Annotated in this window: 10 protein-coding genes; 1 reads left to right on the forward strand and 9 read right to left on the reverse strand. The window is 35.3% G+C overall.

Annotation, left to right across the window (positions count from 1 at the left end):
• Positions 1-33: 33 nt before the first annotated feature.
• Complete coding sequence (locus tag LQ673_RS04310; RefSeq protein ID WP_239705853.1) at positions 34-2583, reverse strand: DUF2309 domain-containing protein; 2550 nt, start codon at positions 2581-2583, stop codon at positions 34-36.
• Entirely contained in the window at positions 2567-4096 is a 1530-nt protein-coding gene (locus LQ673_RS04315) for an NADH dehydrogenase subunit 5 (RefSeq protein WP_196308196.1), read from the reverse strand. The genes LQ673_RS04310 and LQ673_RS04315 overlap by 17 nt, the downstream gene beginning before the upstream one ends.
• 387 nt (positions 4097-4483) lie before the next feature.
• On the opposite strand from LQ673_RS04315, the gene mbcS reads away from it, so the two are divergent.
• Positions 4484-6070, forward strand: a complete 1587-nt coding sequence (gene mbcS, locus LQ673_RS04320) for an acyl-CoA synthetase MbcS (protein WP_196308195.1) — start codon at positions 4484-4486, stop codon at positions 6068-6070.
• 743 nt (positions 6071-6813) lie between these two features.
• Here the strand turns inward: mbcS and LQ673_RS04325 are convergent.
• From LQ673_RS04325 to opp4C, 7 genes are all read right to left on the reverse strand, one after another.
• The gene (locus LQ673_RS04325; RefSeq protein ID WP_107576754.1) at positions 6814-8001 is read right to left on the reverse strand and encodes a thiolase family protein; all 1188 of its coding nucleotides are present in this window, start codon (positions 7999-8001) and stop codon (positions 6814-6816) included.
• Between the two features lie 31 nt (positions 8002-8032).
• On the reverse strand, positions 8033-10291 hold the full coding sequence (gene fadB / locus LQ673_RS04330; RefSeq protein WP_196308336.1) for a 3-hydroxyacyl-CoA dehydrogenase/crotonase FadB: 2259 nt from the start codon (positions 10289-10291) through the stop codon (positions 8033-8035).
• A 54-nt stretch (positions 10292-10345) separates the two neighbouring features.
• The gene (gene fadE / locus LQ673_RS04335) at positions 10346-11551 is read right to left on the reverse strand and encodes an acyl-CoA dehydrogenase FadE (RefSeq protein WP_037589231.1); all 1206 of its coding nucleotides are present in this window, start codon (positions 11549-11551) and stop codon (positions 10346-10348) included.
• An 81-nt stretch (positions 11552-11632) separates the two neighbouring features.
• Complete coding sequence (gene fadD, locus LQ673_RS04340) at positions 11633-13132, reverse strand: long-chain-fatty-acid--CoA ligase FadD (protein ID WP_239705854.1); 1500 nt, start codon at positions 13130-13132, stop codon at positions 11633-11635.
• A gap of 14 nt (positions 13133-13146) precedes the next feature.
• The gene (gene fadX / locus LQ673_RS04345) at positions 13147-14724 is read right to left on the reverse strand and encodes a fatty acid degradation protein FadX (RefSeq protein ID WP_239705855.1); all 1578 of its coding nucleotides are present in this window, start codon (positions 14722-14724) and stop codon (positions 13147-13149) included.
• Between the two features lie 889 nt (positions 14725-15613).
• On the reverse strand, positions 15614-17098 hold the full coding sequence (gene mqo, locus LQ673_RS04350) for a malate dehydrogenase (quinone) (protein ID WP_025907630.1): 1485 nt from the start codon (positions 17096-17098) through the stop codon (positions 15614-15616).
• 217 nt (positions 17099-17315) lie between these two features.
• Entirely contained in the window at positions 17316-18209 is an 894-nt protein-coding gene (gene opp4C, locus LQ673_RS04355) for an oligopeptide ABC transporter permease (protein WP_037589228.1), read from the reverse strand.
• Positions 18210-18212 lie beyond the last annotated feature (3 nt).

The following is an 18212-nucleotide window of genomic DNA, read 5'->3' on the forward strand; positions in this document are numbered from 1 at the left end:
TCTTGGACATAAATTGTTGTCCTGCTCATTTATTTACCATTTATGCCATTCACCATTTTCATCTATACTTGATAGCAATAACCAATCATTTTTAACTTTCGTGTTAAGCGCAGTATTTTCTTTAAGTAATTTACGAATGTAATCATTCGGCGCTTGTATCACAACTAATAATCGAATCGGTGCATGATAATATTCCCCATCAGCTTTCATAACTGATTGCCAAGGTAAACCTGTCAGTAAATCACTACCGTTTCCTTGCATAACACCTATGCCGCTCGTCACCGTTTGTGTGATTTTATTGCCGCTTCCGTAATAGTAAGGTGCTACTGTTGAAGCATAATATTGTAAGTTAATCCATTGAGCAACTGTCGCCGGCCCACTTAAAATCGTATTTAAAATTTCACCGTCATGATCTTTCGTCCAGTCATAATTATGCAAGAACGCGCGACCATTTAATTGAGATTGCTCTGTTAATGTTCTCTTACCAATAACAAATGTTGCATTTCTAGCTAATCCCCATTCTGGTCGGATTTCACTCCAGTCACTTGCCAACTGTTCTGCTTTAGTTGTGGATTGTTCGTTTGAATGTTCCATACCTGGAATATCTTTAAGTCTTAAACGATTCGCTTCATGCCCAGCTTTAGGCAAAGCTGATTTTAATTTTTCTAAAGCACGCTCAGCTTGATTTGAAAGTTGTGGCACATATAGCCATTCTAATTGATCAGTTGTCGTGCTATGTTGAGCTGCAACAAATACGGTTTCTTCAGGAATTATAATGTGATTGCTTTTGAGACCTTCTCTAACTTCAGGCAAATTACATAAAGTCGCTAATACTTTCGCATTGAAACCACTCGCTGAACCACCACACGCGCCACAATCTAATGAAGCTGCATAAGGGTTGTTTGCACTATGACTACCGTGTCCGCATATGACCACTAACGGCGCAAAATCTTCCGTTAAATCCATTAATTTCAATGCTTCTCGTGCGTAAGTAAGCTGTTCTTGTTTCGTAAACCCAATAGGTAAATCACCAAACCGATTGGGCGCATAATCTATAGAAAGTTTCGTATCCGGTTTATTCATAAGATTTTTATTGAATCGATTGACCAAATCTCCCGTACGTTTAGGCATAAAGCTTCTCGCAATCGTTTGTACACTTAGCCATGAGCCTGTTAATTCTGGAAGTAATAGACTTGGTAATACATTTTGTTTCATTTTTTTAAATGTATAAAATATTGACGAAACACTTTTTTTCTTTTCAACGTAATGATTGGATTGATGTGCATCTTCGTATTCATAAATCTTATGTTGCGGTTTATTCATTACTGGTAAAGCATTATGTGTATGTTGATGTCCGAGTTCACACTTTTCAATTGGTAGTCCAAAGAATCCTGCAATACCAATTGTTTCGAAAGGACCTTCCATTTCTAATTGTCTTCTAAAAGGTTCCGAACGCGTATCTATACAAAAAGCGAGCTGTGCCTCGACAAATGATTTATCATCTTCATGATGGATATGAGATTGAATTTCACTTTGTAATTGTGCCTCATACGTATCTTCCCAAGCTTCTAGCAATAATTTATGTTGTGTAATGCGATCAAATTGATGTGCAAATGCTATATAATCTTCTCGTTCACCTTGAGATAATGCGAACCAATTTTCCAACGTTAAAATGCCAGTTTCAAACCAAGTTCGTACTTGAGAAATGTCTTGTTCAGTATGTTGTTGTTCTAGAGCATGTTCACTCATCAATGTCCATTCCAAAGCCAATCTTATAGCTAAATAATCCGTCAGCAAGTTTAAACGTTCGTCTTTCCAAAGCATCATACCTGCCCATCCTGGTAAAGCCAACAAGTGTATTTCAAGATATGATTGTACCTGTGCTTCTGATATACCAAGTTTGTCTAAACAGCTTTCTATTGTTTCAATAGATGTTGATGGTAGCATTTTTATTTTACGTCTCTCTGCCTTCGATAAAGCTGGATCCAAATGAGCTAACCTCTTCCAGTTTTTATAGAAACCTTTACCATCTTTATGGATTGCCCATCCTGATTGATTATCATCAAGATATAATTTACTCCACTTAATCATTTGTGCATTCAACTTATCTAAATAAGCCTGTCCAGAATATTGTTCAATACGTGTACTTAATATAACGTCATCATCTTGTTGATTATTCAGTGCAACATTTTCTAATGATTTTCTTAATTGTTGTAGATCTTGTTCAGTAAGATTTACTTTGTGAGTTCTATTAAACAATATACTTTCAGCATATTCTCTTAACATCTCTTTATTTAATGGCCTATTATCGTTCGATAGCCATACTGATAATCGTTCTTCTATATATTCCTGTTTAATTTCTCCATTTTCAATTGCAGCAAATAATAAACTTTTGTTCGGATACAAATCGACATTCTGTACCTTTTGAAACCATCTCGCGACATCTTCAAAAGTACGATCTTCTAAACCCGCCCAAGGATGTCTCGCTGCAAATATATTAATAGGAGAAAGTGGTGTTATGACACTACTTGCCTCTTTAATTGAATATGTGATGTCATTTTGTAGTTCAATTGTTTGCGTCATGTTGATAACCTCCTTTAAACGTATGATTTTTCAAATAGCGTGGATGTGTTTCAATATTTTGCACTTTCGATTCACCTAAATGTACAATCCATAAATATATAATCGTGACGATTTTAGATGAATGATTTCTTGCAACCCACAAGTTCAGTGCACTTCCTATTAACAGCAATACAATCATGATAATGACTGCAAATATAGGCGTATGATTCACATTTGTTGCGTACTGATGTAACAAATCATGGAATAAATGATGTACACCAAAGTAAGATAAACCAACAATTAATAATGCTAATAATCCAATGATTCTACCTAACTTACCCTCACCATATGCGACCAGTTGCGTCCATGAAACAGACAATGACCAAGCTAAAATAAGCGCACTAATAATTTGGTAACTACTTGTCGGATCCATTAGCCAAAAGATAATACCAATCATAATGGATAATAATCGACCAACTAGAACCCATATATATGACACACTTTCATTCATTCTTGAAGGCATATCAAAAGTTCTTACAGCAGAACCAGAACGTAAAAATAATGTCGCTTTAAATAATCCATGTAACATCAGATGAACGATAGCTGCTGAATAAACACCTAAAGCACATTGGATAAGCATAAAGCCCATCTGTCCAATCGTTGAACCTACTAACTGCCTTTTGTAATCCACATGTACTAAACTAATGCCAGCTCCCATCAATACTGAAATCGTTGCGATAATGATGAGCAATCCAATTATCCATTCATTTGTAAAAATCGGTGCAAATCTCGTTAAAATCACACCACCAACATTGACTATACCGGCATGCATAATCGCTGAAACAGGTGTTGGAGCCGCTACAGATTCTATTAACCATCTGTGAAATGGCCACTGAGCTGCTGGAATGATGACCGATATGACTAACATCAACTGAATAACCACACCTTGCCATGAATCAAATTGGTCACGATGACCATTACTAAAAATAGTAGACTGTTGCCATTCACCCGTTACATTGTATGTCAGCAAAATCGCGATTACTAAAGCAATCCAACTAATAATAAAGATCGTGCTAGTACTTTTCGCTAAACGTTTCGTAATGTGCCATTGTTTGTTTAAACCGATTAAACGCGTTAAACAAAATAACGTTAACCCCCATAATATCGCCATTAATCTTAAATCATTACTTAACCAAGCAACTGAAGCAAACACCGTTAGAAATGTAAATAATGAAAAATATTTACGATACTGTGCATCTCCATCTAAATAGCGTACAGAAAATCTTTGAATAATAAGACCTATACTCAAAATAAAGAGTGCGAGCAACCATGACAATTTATCTAAATGCCAAAATCCTATATATACATTTCCACTTGTTATACATAAGCCAATTAATGCGATAAGCACTGGTATAAATGCGATTATTAAGTGAACATTAATATATGTCTTTGCCACTTTTGGTGCTAAATATATGATGCTACTTATAAGCGCTAATCCAATTGAAATAAAAAATAATACTAATAAAGCTGTCATGTCGGTTGCTCCTTTTCTGTTAAAAGCAATAAAAAAAGCCGACAATTTAAAACAAACCTCTCGTGTAGATTTGCTTTAATTGTCGGCTTCAATCAAACTAACGCTTACCGTTATTTTAATTGCTTCCTTATTATTTATATGTAATCTTTTTGAAATTTTTAATCGTAAGTCATTGCACCGTTTTTACTTTTTCAATTAACCAATATCGATTAGCCACTTGCTAAAGTTTAGATGCTATGAAATTTTATATACTTTAATAACATATATTTATTTTCAACAAATGTCAATAGTTTGACTATTTAAAATATTCTATAGTTTCATTTATTCGTATTAATGATTATTCACTGTTAGAATAAAACAATATATTAAACAAACGAGGAGATTAACATGAATAGATCAGACTTAATAGCACCAGAAACATACAATATTGTTAATGAAATCGAAAGACATGCAGCAGATGAAACGAAAGAAGCCATTATATTCGAAGATGTCGATGGCAACGTAGAAACGATTACGTACGCTAAACTTATACAAAATTCAAATAAAGTGGGCAACATCTTTAAAGCACAAGGTCTTCAAAAAGGCGACAAAGTACTTATTATGCTGCCACGCTCCATTAAAACATATGAAGTTTACATTGCTGCACTTAAACTTGGCCTTATTATCATTCCAAGTTCAGAAATGTTAAGAACTAAAGACATACAACATCGCATTACGCATGGAGAAGTCAATGCAGTCGTAGTCATTGATCAATGTACAGGCGAATTTGAAAATATACAAGAATATGATCAACTCACTAAATTTATTGTAGGCTCTAAACAACAAGATTGGATTTCTATCGATGAAGCTATACAAACTGCAAGCTCAGAACTTACAGTCGATGAAACAAAACGTGATGATATCGCAATTTTATCATATACATCTGGAACTACTGGATTACCAAAAGCTGTTATACATACACATGGATGGGGATTTGCGCACATCCAAACAGCGCCAAAACATTGGTTAAGTATTACAGACAAAGATACTGTATGGGCAACTGCAGCACCAGGATGGCAAAAATGGATTTGGAGTCCATTCCTTTCAATATTAGGATCTGGCGCCATCGCATTTGTTTATAATGGTAAATTTAATGCAGCTAAATATTTGGACTTACTCGAAAAACATCAAATTAACGCATTATGTTGTACACCTACTGAATACCGATTAATGGCTAAACTGCCTAATCTTTCAGACTATACATTGAAACATCTACACAGTGCTGTATCAGCTGGCGAACCATTAAATAAAGAAGTCATCGAACAATTCAATCATAACTTCAACATTAAAGTAAGAGATGGATATGGCCAAACTGAGAATACATTACTTATCGCATTTTTAAAAGATACAGAAAGCAGACCAGGTGCTATGGGTAAAGCAATACCAGGTAGTTATGTAACCGTGATAGACCAAGATGGTGACCCAATAACTAACGGTGCCACAGGAGACATTGCCGTTTCATTAGATTCACCATCATTATTCCAAGGCTATTTTAAAGACGAAGAACGTACCGAAAAATCAAAACGTGGAAACTATTATGTAACTGGAGACCGCGCAAGATTAGACGAAGATGGCTACTTCTGGTTTAAAGGTAGAGAAGATGACATAATCATTAGCTCAGGTTATACAATCGGACCGTTCGAAGTAGAAGATTCACTCACTAAACATCCGAAAGTACAAGAATGCGCAGTCGTTGCTAGCCCAGATGAAATCAGAGGTAATATCGTCAAAGCATTTGTCATCTTACAAAATGATATCGTAGGCGACGAAGCACTCGTCAAAGAATTACAAACTTACGTAAAAAGTGACGTCGCACCATATAAATATCCAAGAGCAATCGAATTTGTATCCGAATTACCAAAAACAAATTCAGGCAAAATACGCCGCGTTGAATTAAGAGAAGCTGAAAAAGAAAAATATAATAAACAATCATAGGAAAAGAAGTAATGATTGGAGGGGAGCGGGACAGAAATCTAATTTGTATAAAAAGATTTCGTAGTCCCGCCCCGACAAGGATGACTAGAGTTGAATAAGCTTGAAACAAGCTTATTTCAATTCAGTCATCTACTTCCAAGATACTAAAACTGGCTGAGACATACTTTATGTCTCAGCCTCTTTTTTATTTGAGATGAGATTTGGAGAGATGTCTTGGCTTTATTCAGGATTTAAGCCACGACTTGGGCCATCTCTTGGCTTTACTCTGTACTTAAGCCACGACTTGGACCATCTCTTGGCTTTACTCTGTACTTAAGCCATGACTTGGGCCATCTCTTGGCTTTACTCTGTACTTAAGCCAAGACTTTCACTATCTCTTGGCTTTATTCTGTACTTAAGCCAAGACTTGGGCTATCTCTTGGCTTTATTCTGTACTTAAGCCACGACTTCATCCATCTCTTGGCTTTATTCTGTACTTAAGCCACGACTTTCACTATCTCTTGGCTTTATTCTGTACTTAAGCCACGACTTGGGCCATCTCTTGGCTTTACTCTGTATTTAAGCCACGACTTGGGCCATCTCTTGGCTTTACTCTGTACTTAAGCCACGACTTCACCCATCTCTTGGCTTTACTCAACCATTAAGCCAAGAATACCCCACCTCTCCCCCAAATCTCTAACACACTCACCCCCTCACACCAACAAAAAAAGCATTCGACCGTATGATCGAATGCTTTACATATATTATCTTACATATTCAAATATGCCTGCTGCTCCCATTCCGACGCCGATACACATTGTTACCATACCGTATTTGGAGTCTGGGCGTTTACTCATTTCTGACAATAGTTTACCTGTTAACATAGCACCTGTTGCACCGAGTGGGTGACCGAGCGCTATTGCACCACCGTTAACGTTTGTCTTATTAATATCTAACCCTGCTTCGTTAATAGATGCTACTGTTTGTGATGCGAATGCTTCATTGAGTTCTACTAAGTCGATATCATCTACTGATAAATTCGTTAATTCTAATACTTCTGGTATTGCATAAGCTGGTCCTATGCCCATTAATTTAGGATCTACACCTACCGCTTTAAATCCTACAAATTTAGCAATTGGTTTAACGCCTAATTCTTTTACTTTATCGCCTGACATCAATACAACAAATCCTGCTCCGTCTGTAAGTGGAGCCGATGTGCCTGCTGTAACTGTGCCGTCAGCTTTAAATACTGTTCTTAATTTAGATAATGTTTCTAAATCTGTTTCTGGACGAATGAGTTCATCTTGTTTAAATATTTCTTTCGTCACATTTGGACCGTTCTCATCGTATTTAACTTTATGCACTTCAATTGGTATAATTTCATCTTCAAACTTACCTGATTTTTGTGCTTCTGATGCTCTTTTATGACTTTCAACTGCATAAGCATCTTGTTCTTCTCTTGAAACTTTGTATTCTTCAGCAACCATTTCTGCCGTTAGTCCCATTGGATAAGAAACACCTGTATCCGCTTCTTGTAACTCCGGATTATTCGTTGGCTCATTACCACCCATTGGTACGGCACTCATTAATTCAACGCCACCTGCTACAAGCACATCTGCCTGCTCAGACATAATTTCATTTGCTGCTATCGCAATAGTTTGCAAGCCTGAAGAACAATAACGATTAACCGTTTGTCCAGGAACTTCATTTGGTAATCCAGCAAGTAATGCTATTGAACGTGCGATATTTTGACCTTGTAATCCTTCTGGAAAAGAGTTCCCCACGATAACATCTTGAACCATACTACCATCAAATGTACCACCTACACGATTGAGTACACCTTTTAATACTTGAGCTGCAACTTCATCAGGTCTTTCATGAAATAATGCACCACCTGGTTTAGCTTTACCTGCTGCAGAACGTCCGTATGCTACTATATATGCCTCTTGCATTGATATCCATCCTCTCTTATTCAACACTTCATTAGTTACGTAATGGTTTACCTTTTTCTAACATATGCGTAATACGATCATATGTTTTTTCATTTTTGAGTAGAGATAAAAAGCCTTCTCGTTCAAGCTTTTGAATATATCGTTGATTAATATACGTATTACGAGGTAAATCTCCACCTGCAAGTATATGTGCAACTTTTAAAGTAATTTCGTAATCATAATCACTAATGAAGTGACCAATTCTTTGCGCATCTAGTTCAGCTTGTGCTAAAGCTTTAAAATCTCTGCCTAGCGCTGGATATTGAGTTTTAGGTTTAGGAATATAGTTTGCTTCAGATTCATATCTCGCTTTATTTAAAGCAACTTCAACACGTCTTTCTTTGTTGAAAATGATTGTATCGATATCTCTTAAATAACCATATCTCTTAGCTTCGTATGCATTTGTAGATACTTTAGCTAAGCCTACATTCATTAATACTTTCGTAATCGATGCTTGTTTGTCATCATTTTTATGATTTGTTCTAAGCACTCTATCTGCAAACTCTGCTAATCCACCACCTGAAGGTAATAGACCTACACCAGTTTCAACTAGTCCAATATACGTTTCACTCGCAGCAACGATAAATGGTGAATGTAAGACAACTTCACAACCGCCACCTAAAGCTCTACCGTGAACTGCAGTTACAATAGGTTTAAGTGAATATTTCATTCTTCCGAAACTTTCATGTAATTTATCAATTGCTGGACCTACTAATTCATCTACTTTCTGACTTTCATGTGCTTGTTTCATTAAGAACAAGTTTGCACCGACACTGAAATTATTGCCATCTGCATATATAACCATGCTTGTATAATCTTCTTGTTCTAATAAATCAATAGATTCAATTAAGTCGTTCGCAAAGCCGTCAGATATAATATTATTTTTACTTTGAATTTTAAGTAATAATTGATCTTTGTTTGCTACTGATAAATTAGAATCTTCTCTATTCCAAACTTCACGGTCAATAAAAGCTGATGTCGGTGTGACACGCTCTATTGATTCGCCTTCTTTATAGAAGCCACCGCTTTGTTGTTCGATCCATTCAGGTAATTCACCCAGTTCTTGTTTCATTCTATCTTTAACACGGTCAAAGCCCATTAAGTCCCAAAGTTGGAACGGTCCTTTTTTCCAGTTAAATCCCCATACAAGCGCACGGTCTACATCTTTAAAGTCAGATGCAGCTTTAGGAACATTAATCGCTGAATAATAGAAATTATTTCTTAATGTTTCCCATAAGAATTTACCTGCATCATCTTCAGCATTAAAAATGACATCTAAATTGGATTTTAAGTCTTTACTAAATTTAGTAAGAATTTCGAATTTAGGCGGTTCAGGTTGTACGTACGAATCGCTTTCTATATCGTAAACAAGTCTTGTCTTTTTATCTTTTTTATAGAAACCTTGTTTCGTTTTTCTACCTAACGAGCCATTTTTCACAAGTGTATCGGCAACTTTAGTATCTTTGAAATACGGTTGCTCTTCAGGCACTTGTTGGAGTCCTCTCGTAACGGTAACGGCTATATCTAAACCAACTAAGTCAGATAAACCATATGTTCCAGTACTCGGTCTACCAATTGCTCTACCCGTTAAAGCATCTACTTCAATAATTGAAAATCCTTGTTCTTCGCCGCGATACATAATGTCATTCATCGTTTGTGTACCGACTCTGTTCGCTACAAATCCAGGCACGTCATTCGCAACGACAACACCTTTACCAAGTACTTCTTCAGCAAATACTTGTGTTCTTTCAACGATCGCATCTGACGTATTACGATTCGGAATGACCTCTACAAGTTTCATAATGCGAGGTGGATTAAAGAAATGTAATCCTAAAAATCTTTCTTTATCTTGATCACTAAATGCTTTAGATATTGCTTCAATTGGAATACCTGAAGTATTCGTTGCAAATATCGCATTATCTTTCGCAACTTGAGTAACTTGTTTCCAAACTTGATGTTTAATATCTAATTCTTCTTTAACCGCTTCAATATAAATATCAGCATCATCTTCACCTGTTAAATCATCTTGAAAATTACCGTAAGATAAATTAGATGCAAACTCTAAATCGAATAATAAAGGTCTTTTAGCATCTGTAATCACATCATATGCTTTTTTAGAAATTTTATTCGGGTCTTTTTCATCGATTACTATATCTAATAATTTTACTTTTAAACCTGCATTCACTAATAGTGCAGCAATTTGACTACCCATTGTACCTGCACCTAGAACGGTCGCTTTACTTATCGTCATAAAAAGTCCTCCAAATTCATATATTCTGAGTGTGTTTCGTCTTGCTCAGTTAGCTTAAATAAATGCTGAATCTCCAGTTAATGCACGTCCAATTAACAGTGCATTGATCTCGTGTGTACCTTCATATGTGTATACTGCTTCTGCATCTGAGAAGAATCTCGCAATATCATATTCAGCTAAAATACCGTTACCACCTGTGATACCTCGACCCATTGCTACAGATTCTCTTAATCTAAGTGAATTCATCATCTTAGCAGTTGAAGTGGCAACTTCGTCATACTCACCATTTTCTTGCATTCTAGCAAGTTGGGCACATATAGACATTGAATGTGCTAAATTTCCTTGCATCATAGCTAATTTTTCTTGGATTAATTGATATTTACTAATTTCTTTACCGAACTGTTTACGTTCTGTTACATAATCAAGCGTTGCGCGTAAAGCACCTGCTAAAGCACCCGTTGCCATATATGCAACTCCTGCACGTGTAGAATAAAGTACTTTCGCAATATCTTTAAAGCCATTTATATTTTGAAGTCTTTGATCTTCTTCAACTTCTACATTGTCTAATTTAATAATTGTATTAGGAATAATTCTTAAAGCGATTTTATTTTCAATCACTTCAATATCTACACCTGCTTGTTCTGGTCTAATAATAAAGCCTTTAGGTTTACCTGTTTCAACATCAACAGCATATACCGGAATAACATCTGCTAAATTCGCGCCGCCTATCCATTTCTTTTCACCATTTAAAATCCATTTATCGCCTTCACGTTTTGCAGTTGTTTCAAGTCCACCTGCAACATCTGATCCGTGTTCTGGTTCTGTTAACGCAAAGCATGTTCTTAATTCATGTGATTGTAATTTAGGGATGTAGTAAGCAATTTGTTCTTTACTACCACCAAATAAGAATGAATTATGTCCCAATCCTTGATGGACACCTAATAATGTCACTAAAGATACATCGAATCGTGCTACAACATAAGACATGAAAAATTGGAATAATTGACTAGGTGTCTTAGCACCTTCACGCCCTTCAAATAATAATGGGTTTTGGAAATAGTTGAGTTTACCCATATCATCGAAGAAGTCTTCTGGCACTGTTGCATTCACCCAATGTTCGTTGATTGTTGGACGATATTTTTCTTCTAATAAATCATCAAGTTGTTTTAAGAACTTCACTTCACCATCTGTTAATTGTTTCGAAATATTCAGTACATCCTCTGGAAATAATGCTTTTAATGTTTCTAATTTTGTTGACATATATATGACCTCCAAATATTATTAAAGCGCTTACATTTACATCTAAAAAAAATTTAGTATTCATGTTAGCGTCATCTTTGTTTATTGTTGAAACTTTCTCTTCATCATAGCTTTCACTTCTAACTTATCTGGTTTAGCAGTTGAAGTTAATGGCATTTTCGTTACGGATAGATAATTCTTAGGTACTTTATAACTCGCTAAGTTCTCACGCATATAAGCATCTAATTTCTCTACGAAATCTGGGTCTTGTTCATTGAGTAACACAGCAGCCGCTACAGTTTCTCCAAATTTTTCATTTTCATAACCTACGACAACACATTGTGCTACGAGTGGATGACCAGCTAGAACAATTTCAACTTCAGATGGCAAGACGTTCTCTCCACCTGTAATAATCAGTTCTTTCTTTCTATCTACGATAAATATATCGCCATCTTCATCTATACGTGCTAAATCACCTGTTAAGAAGTAGCCATCATGGAAAGATTTATCCGTTTCTTCTTGTTTTTGCCAATAACCAGGTGTAACTTGTTTACCTTTAATCGCTAATTCACCAATTTCACCTATAGGTACGTCATTAAAATCTTCATCAAATAATCTTGATTCTACGTACATGACAGGCTTCCCTATACTCATTGGCTTTTTAAGTGAATTAGTAGGTGTATTTATCATCGCTAATGGTGCTTCTGTTAAGCCATAACCATTAATAATATTTAACCCCATGCTTGCAAATTTTTTCTGAACACCAGGTAACGGTGCTGAACCACCTTGAATAAGAAAATCAATATTGTCAAAATTCTTCACATCAAAGTTAGGTGCTACTAACATGGCGTAATACATTGTTGGAATAAGCGATAAGTAATTCGGTTTATATTTAGCCATTAAATCATTGAGTTGTTCACCTTCGAAGTAACGATGTAATACGAGTGAGCCACCTGCCATCAACAATGGAATGACTAAATCATTAAATCCAAATACATGGAACATTGGTAACGAAATAATAGATGAAAATCCTGAATTCACTTTATAAGTGAGTATCGTATTAATCGCATTCGATGTGAATGAGTCATAAGTGAACATGACACCCTTTGGTAATCCTGTTGTACCACTTGTGTACATTAATGCCGCTAAATCATCACGACCTACATCTACTGTCTTGAATGGTTTATGATTTTTAGGATTTACAAGTTCATCATATTCAGGTGAATCTATATCCATGTGTAAATAGTCATCTGCAATCCCTTGTAAACTACTTAAATGACGATTTGCATAGAATATAAACTTCACACCTGAATCTTCAATAACACTTTCAATTTCGTTCGGTTTGAGTCTCCAGTTCATTGGGAAGTATACTGCGCCAATCTTAAATGAAGCGAATAGTAAGTCAATCACCGCTACATCATTTGGTGCAAATATCCCAACGACATCTCCCTTTTTAATACCTTGTTCTTCAAGATGGTTGGCTAAGTTCTCAGCACGAATATTTAAATCTTGATAAGTCCATTCTGTTCCTTTTAGTGGATCGGTAACTGCCGCCTTTTCTTCGTCATATTGCGCTCTCGTTTTAATCCAATCGTAATTCATATTAAACTACCCCCTTAATAGTTTGAACCATTGTCTTTAATACATTGTTGCAATCCTCCCCAATTTTCTTGATAAATTTGCTGATCCGTTACTTTAAGTTCTTCAGCAATTATCGGTTGAAATGCTATATTGGATAGAATATCATTCTCTAAATCTAATCCAGCTGCAATTTCAATTAATTTGACACCTTCATCGGTTAATTGGAATACAGCGCGTTCCGTTACATAATAGACCTCTTGATTTAACGACTTAGCATATGATGCATTGAAGTCCATATTATGCACTTGTTCAACAAATTTCTGAGCATGACCTTCTTTTTCAACAACTAAACCTTTATCATTCCAAGTAGTCTTACTTCCTACTACCATTGTTCCTGAGAAAATAATTTTTTGGACCGTTTGACTAATATCTATGAATCCCCCACAACCATTCATTCTATCGCCATATTTTGAAACATTGACATTACCAAACTGATCCACTTCAGCAAAGCTTAAATAAGCTACATCTATGCCTCCGCTATAAATAAAGTCCCATGTCATTTCATGTCGCATCTTCGCATCTAAATTGTAATTTAATCCGAAGTTTTGACCACTTCCTATCATTCCACCAAATACACCTGTATCTATATTCAGTTGAACTAAATCTTCAGCTTTTTCCTCAACCAATAAATTCGATAATTCATTGTTAATACCAAACCCTATACTCACAACATTACCTACATTTAAAAATTGGGCAGCTCGTCGTAAAATCACTTTACGTGTACTCAATTCATTAACTGGTTCAGGCATACTAAGCACTTTATATTCACCCGAAATAGCTGGGTCATAATAATTTTGAATGGTCTGTCTATGATGTTTTGGGTCATCATTTACACATACATAATCCACAAGCTCTCCAGGAATAAAGACTTCTGTCGGTTTAAAGCTACCATGTTGTACAATTTCTTTAACTTGTACAATAACTTTTCCGCCATTTTGATGCGCCGCTAAAGCAGCACCATAGCCCTCTCCCAAATGTGCTTCATGATGCATATAAATGTTCCCCTCGCTATCAGCGTATGTACCACGAAGCAATGCAATATCAACTTTAGGAAATTTATATTGTAAATATTCCTCATTATTAATTTCTAATAAAGAAACGATATCTTCCTTAGTCACATCATTGACTTTTCCGCCATCAAATCTAGGATCCACGGAAGTGTGTAAACCTATTTTAGAAATCATATCTGGAAATTTGGCTAACGAATTACGATAATGTGTAGCTAACAATCCTTGCGGTACAAAATATGCTTCTACATCATTATTCTTTATCGCTTCTATCGTTTTAGGTGAACCAATGATAATACTCATAATGAGCCTTTTAACCATACCTCTACTCACAAATGAATCTAAATCATAACCATCACCACGATAATCACTAATATCATTCGCAACCATAAAAGTTAAATCATTAAGATTTCCATAATCATCATGAGCTTTAACCAAATGCTTTAAGACACTCACAGGTAAATTACTCACTGATAAAGCTGCCAGTGAAATAACATCTCCACTTTTGACAATGTCTTTCAAATCTTCGAACGAAATAATTTGCATACGATTATCCCCTATCTTTCATAATTACAATCATTCCATAAAAGACCTCCCCAATAAAATGTAAGCCCTTACATTAGTAAATATAACATAGTGTAAATATGAAAGAAAAGTAAAAAGGTATACGACAATATCTTTTTAATTACAAATTCGCAATAATTGCAACTAACACTTAGTACCTCCTCACATACCGTAGCTATAATATTTTTCAAAATAATTATCTATCGTTTAGAACCTTATTATCTACTGTTACTTATTACATCTATAAAAATATAAGTTATATAAATAAAATATTAAGACTATTAAATTACTCATGCATCGTATATATACAATCATTGAAATACCAATCACCAAGCTAAAAAATCACATCTCACACTAAAATAATTTGAAATTTTATTGTTTGATAAATGAAATAATAATACACAAGCAAATAATAAGAAGGAATAGTTGGAGTGGACAATTCTAAAAGTAGGATTTCTTAAGAATTGAACGATTCATTTATACGCGCACGATATTTCTTAGTCTTCGTGCGTTACACCCTGATTTTATACCTTAGCGCACGATATCTCTCAGTCTTCGTGCGTTATGCCCTGATTTCGTACCTCAGCGCACGATATTTCTTAGTCTTCGTGCGTTATGCCCTGATTTTATACCTCAGCGCACGATATTTCTTAGTCTTCGTGCGTTACACCCTGATTTTATACCTCAGCGCACGATATCTCTCAGTCTTCGTGCGTTACACCCTGATTTCGTACCTCAGCGCACGATATCTTCCAGTCTTCGTGCGTTACACCCTGATTTTATACCTTAGCGCACGATATCTCTTAGTCTTCGTGCGTTTAAACATAAAAAAGCCATTCCGACTTAACGGAATGGCTTCTGTTGTTCAACATTATTTGTTTAATTCTAAAGCTTCTGCTGTTTGTTTACGAGTTTTCTTCAATAAAGCAGTATCTTCGATTAAAGATTCACCATATGAAGGGATGATTTCTTTAATTTTAGATTCCCATTTATCCATATATTGAGGGAAGTTCTTCTCGATTACTTCTAAAGCTACAGATACTGATGTTGATGCTCCTGGTGATTCACCTAATAAAGCAATTACAGTATGGTCTTCTGAATTTACAACTTCTGTACCGAATTGAATAAATCCACGGCCATGTTCTTCTGTATCTTTAATAACTTGTACACGTTTACCAGCGATATGAATATCCCAATCTTCGTCTTTTGCATCTGGTACAAATCGACGCAATTCTTTCATACGATCTTCTTTACGTTGTAATACTTGTTGAATTGAATATTTTACAAGTGATAAGTTTTTAACACCTGAAGATAACATTGTCACAACATTACTTGTATTAATAGATTTAAATAAATCTAAGTTAGATCCGTTTTTCAAGAATTTTGGACCGATTGCTGCGAATGGACCAAATAGTAAACTTTCTTTTCCTTGAATATAACGTCTGTCTAAGTGAGGTACAGTCATTGGTGGTGTGCCAGGTGGCTCTTTACCATAAACTTTGGCATTATGTTCACTTACAACTTTAGGGTTGTTACATACTAAGAATGCACCACTAATTGGGAATCCTCCAAGATGTCTACTTTCAGGAATTTTTGTTTTTTGTAGTAATGGAATGGCATGTCCACCTGCACCGATAAAGATATAATCAGCAACATGCGTTTCTACTTTACCAGTTTCTAAGTTACGAACTTTAACTTCCCATTTACTATTAGAAAGTTGTTTAAAGTCTACTACTTCATGACGGAAATGAACTTGTGCATTTTCGTGTTTTTCGATATTTTTAACTAATTTACGTGTTAATTCACCGAAGTTAACATCTGTACCTTCGTCAATTTTACTTGCTGCAAGGGGTTCGTTTGAATTACGACCTTTCATCATTAAAGGCATCCACTCAGCTAATACTTTATGATCTTCTGTATAAGTTAAGCCTTCAAACATTGGTAGAGATTTTAATGCATCATAACGACGTTTTAAGAAATCTACATTTCGAATACCCATTACGAAACTAATGTGAGGTAATGGTCTAATGAATTCTTGTGGATTCTCGATAGCTTTACTCTTAACTAAGTATGACCAAAATTGCTTAGAAATTTCGAATTGCTCGTTAATTTCTTTCGCTCTTTCAACATCAATTGAACCGTCCTCTTGCTCAACTGTGTAGTTTAATTCGCATAGCGCAGCATGACCTGTACCAGCATTATTTTTTTCATTTGAACTTTCAATAGCTGGTTGTTCTAATCTTTCGAATAACTTAATATTCCAATCTGGTTCAATATTTTTCAAAAAAGAACCAAATGTCGTACTTAAAATACCAGCACCAATGAGAATAACGTCTTTTGGTTGGTTATTATCCATTTTGATCACCTTTCTAAAATTTAAGATGTATTATATTCATGAATTGGGTATACATAAATATAAAAGTCTGAAAGAATTGCAACTTTCTTTAAGAGATATCTTAATTCTTTATATACCAATTCTAAATCAATATTGTGTAAAAGTAAATCATAAGGTGTGCAGGTCACATGATGTGTTGTAAAAATACATTAAAAATTTTTATCTGAGCTTTCTGTACTTAACGAACTGATTTTGGATTCAGTGCATCTTTTAAACCTTCACCTATAAAGTTAATACATAAAATCGTAACCGTAATGATGATCGCTGGCGGCATCCAAATCCATGGTTTACTTCTCAAAATATCTCCTTCTTGCGCATCAGTTAGCATATTACCCCATGTCGGAACAGTCTTATCAATACCAAATCCTAAAAAGCTTAATCCCGCTTCTGCTACAATTTGGACTGCAAATACTAATGTTGCTTGTACAATAATAACGCTCAGTATATTAGGTAATAAATGCTTTAACAAAATTTTATAAACAGGTGTTCCAATTGATTGAGCTGCTAAAAAATATTCATTTTCTTTTTCTTGCAATACTTTACCGCGAACAATACGTGCAATACCAACCCATGACAATGCAATCAGTACGATTGCAAGTATTAAAGCAGATCCATATTTGTTTTCAATTTTACCGCTAAAAGTCGCATTCAATACAACAGCGAATGGTATAAAAGGAAAGAGCATCACAAACTCTGTGAAACGCATAAGTATTGTATCAACCCATCCTCCATAATATCCTGAAAGCATGCCGACTAATATTCCAATTAACATTAATCCTACAGTCGTAACGAGACCGAAAATGAGTGAAACTCTACCAGAATACAATAATCTACTCAGTATGTCTCTACCACCTGAATCTGTCCCCAACCAATGCTCAGTTGTCATTTCACCTTTAATCATGACTAAATTTTGCAAGTTTGGATCATATGGTGCTATGAGAGGTGATATTATAGATACAAAGAATATTAAAGATAATATTAAGGTCGCAAACATAGCTGGTTTGTTACGTATAAATTTGTTTCTTGCAATTGTCAAAGGCGATTTGTTTTTGATTTTATCTTGCTTACTCATATT

It is taken from the genome of Mammaliicoccus sp. O-M54 (genome assembly GCF_022386035.1).
GTDB classification, from domain to species: Bacteria; Bacillota; Bacilli; order Staphylococcales; family Staphylococcaceae; genus Mammaliicoccus; species Mammaliicoccus sciuri_A.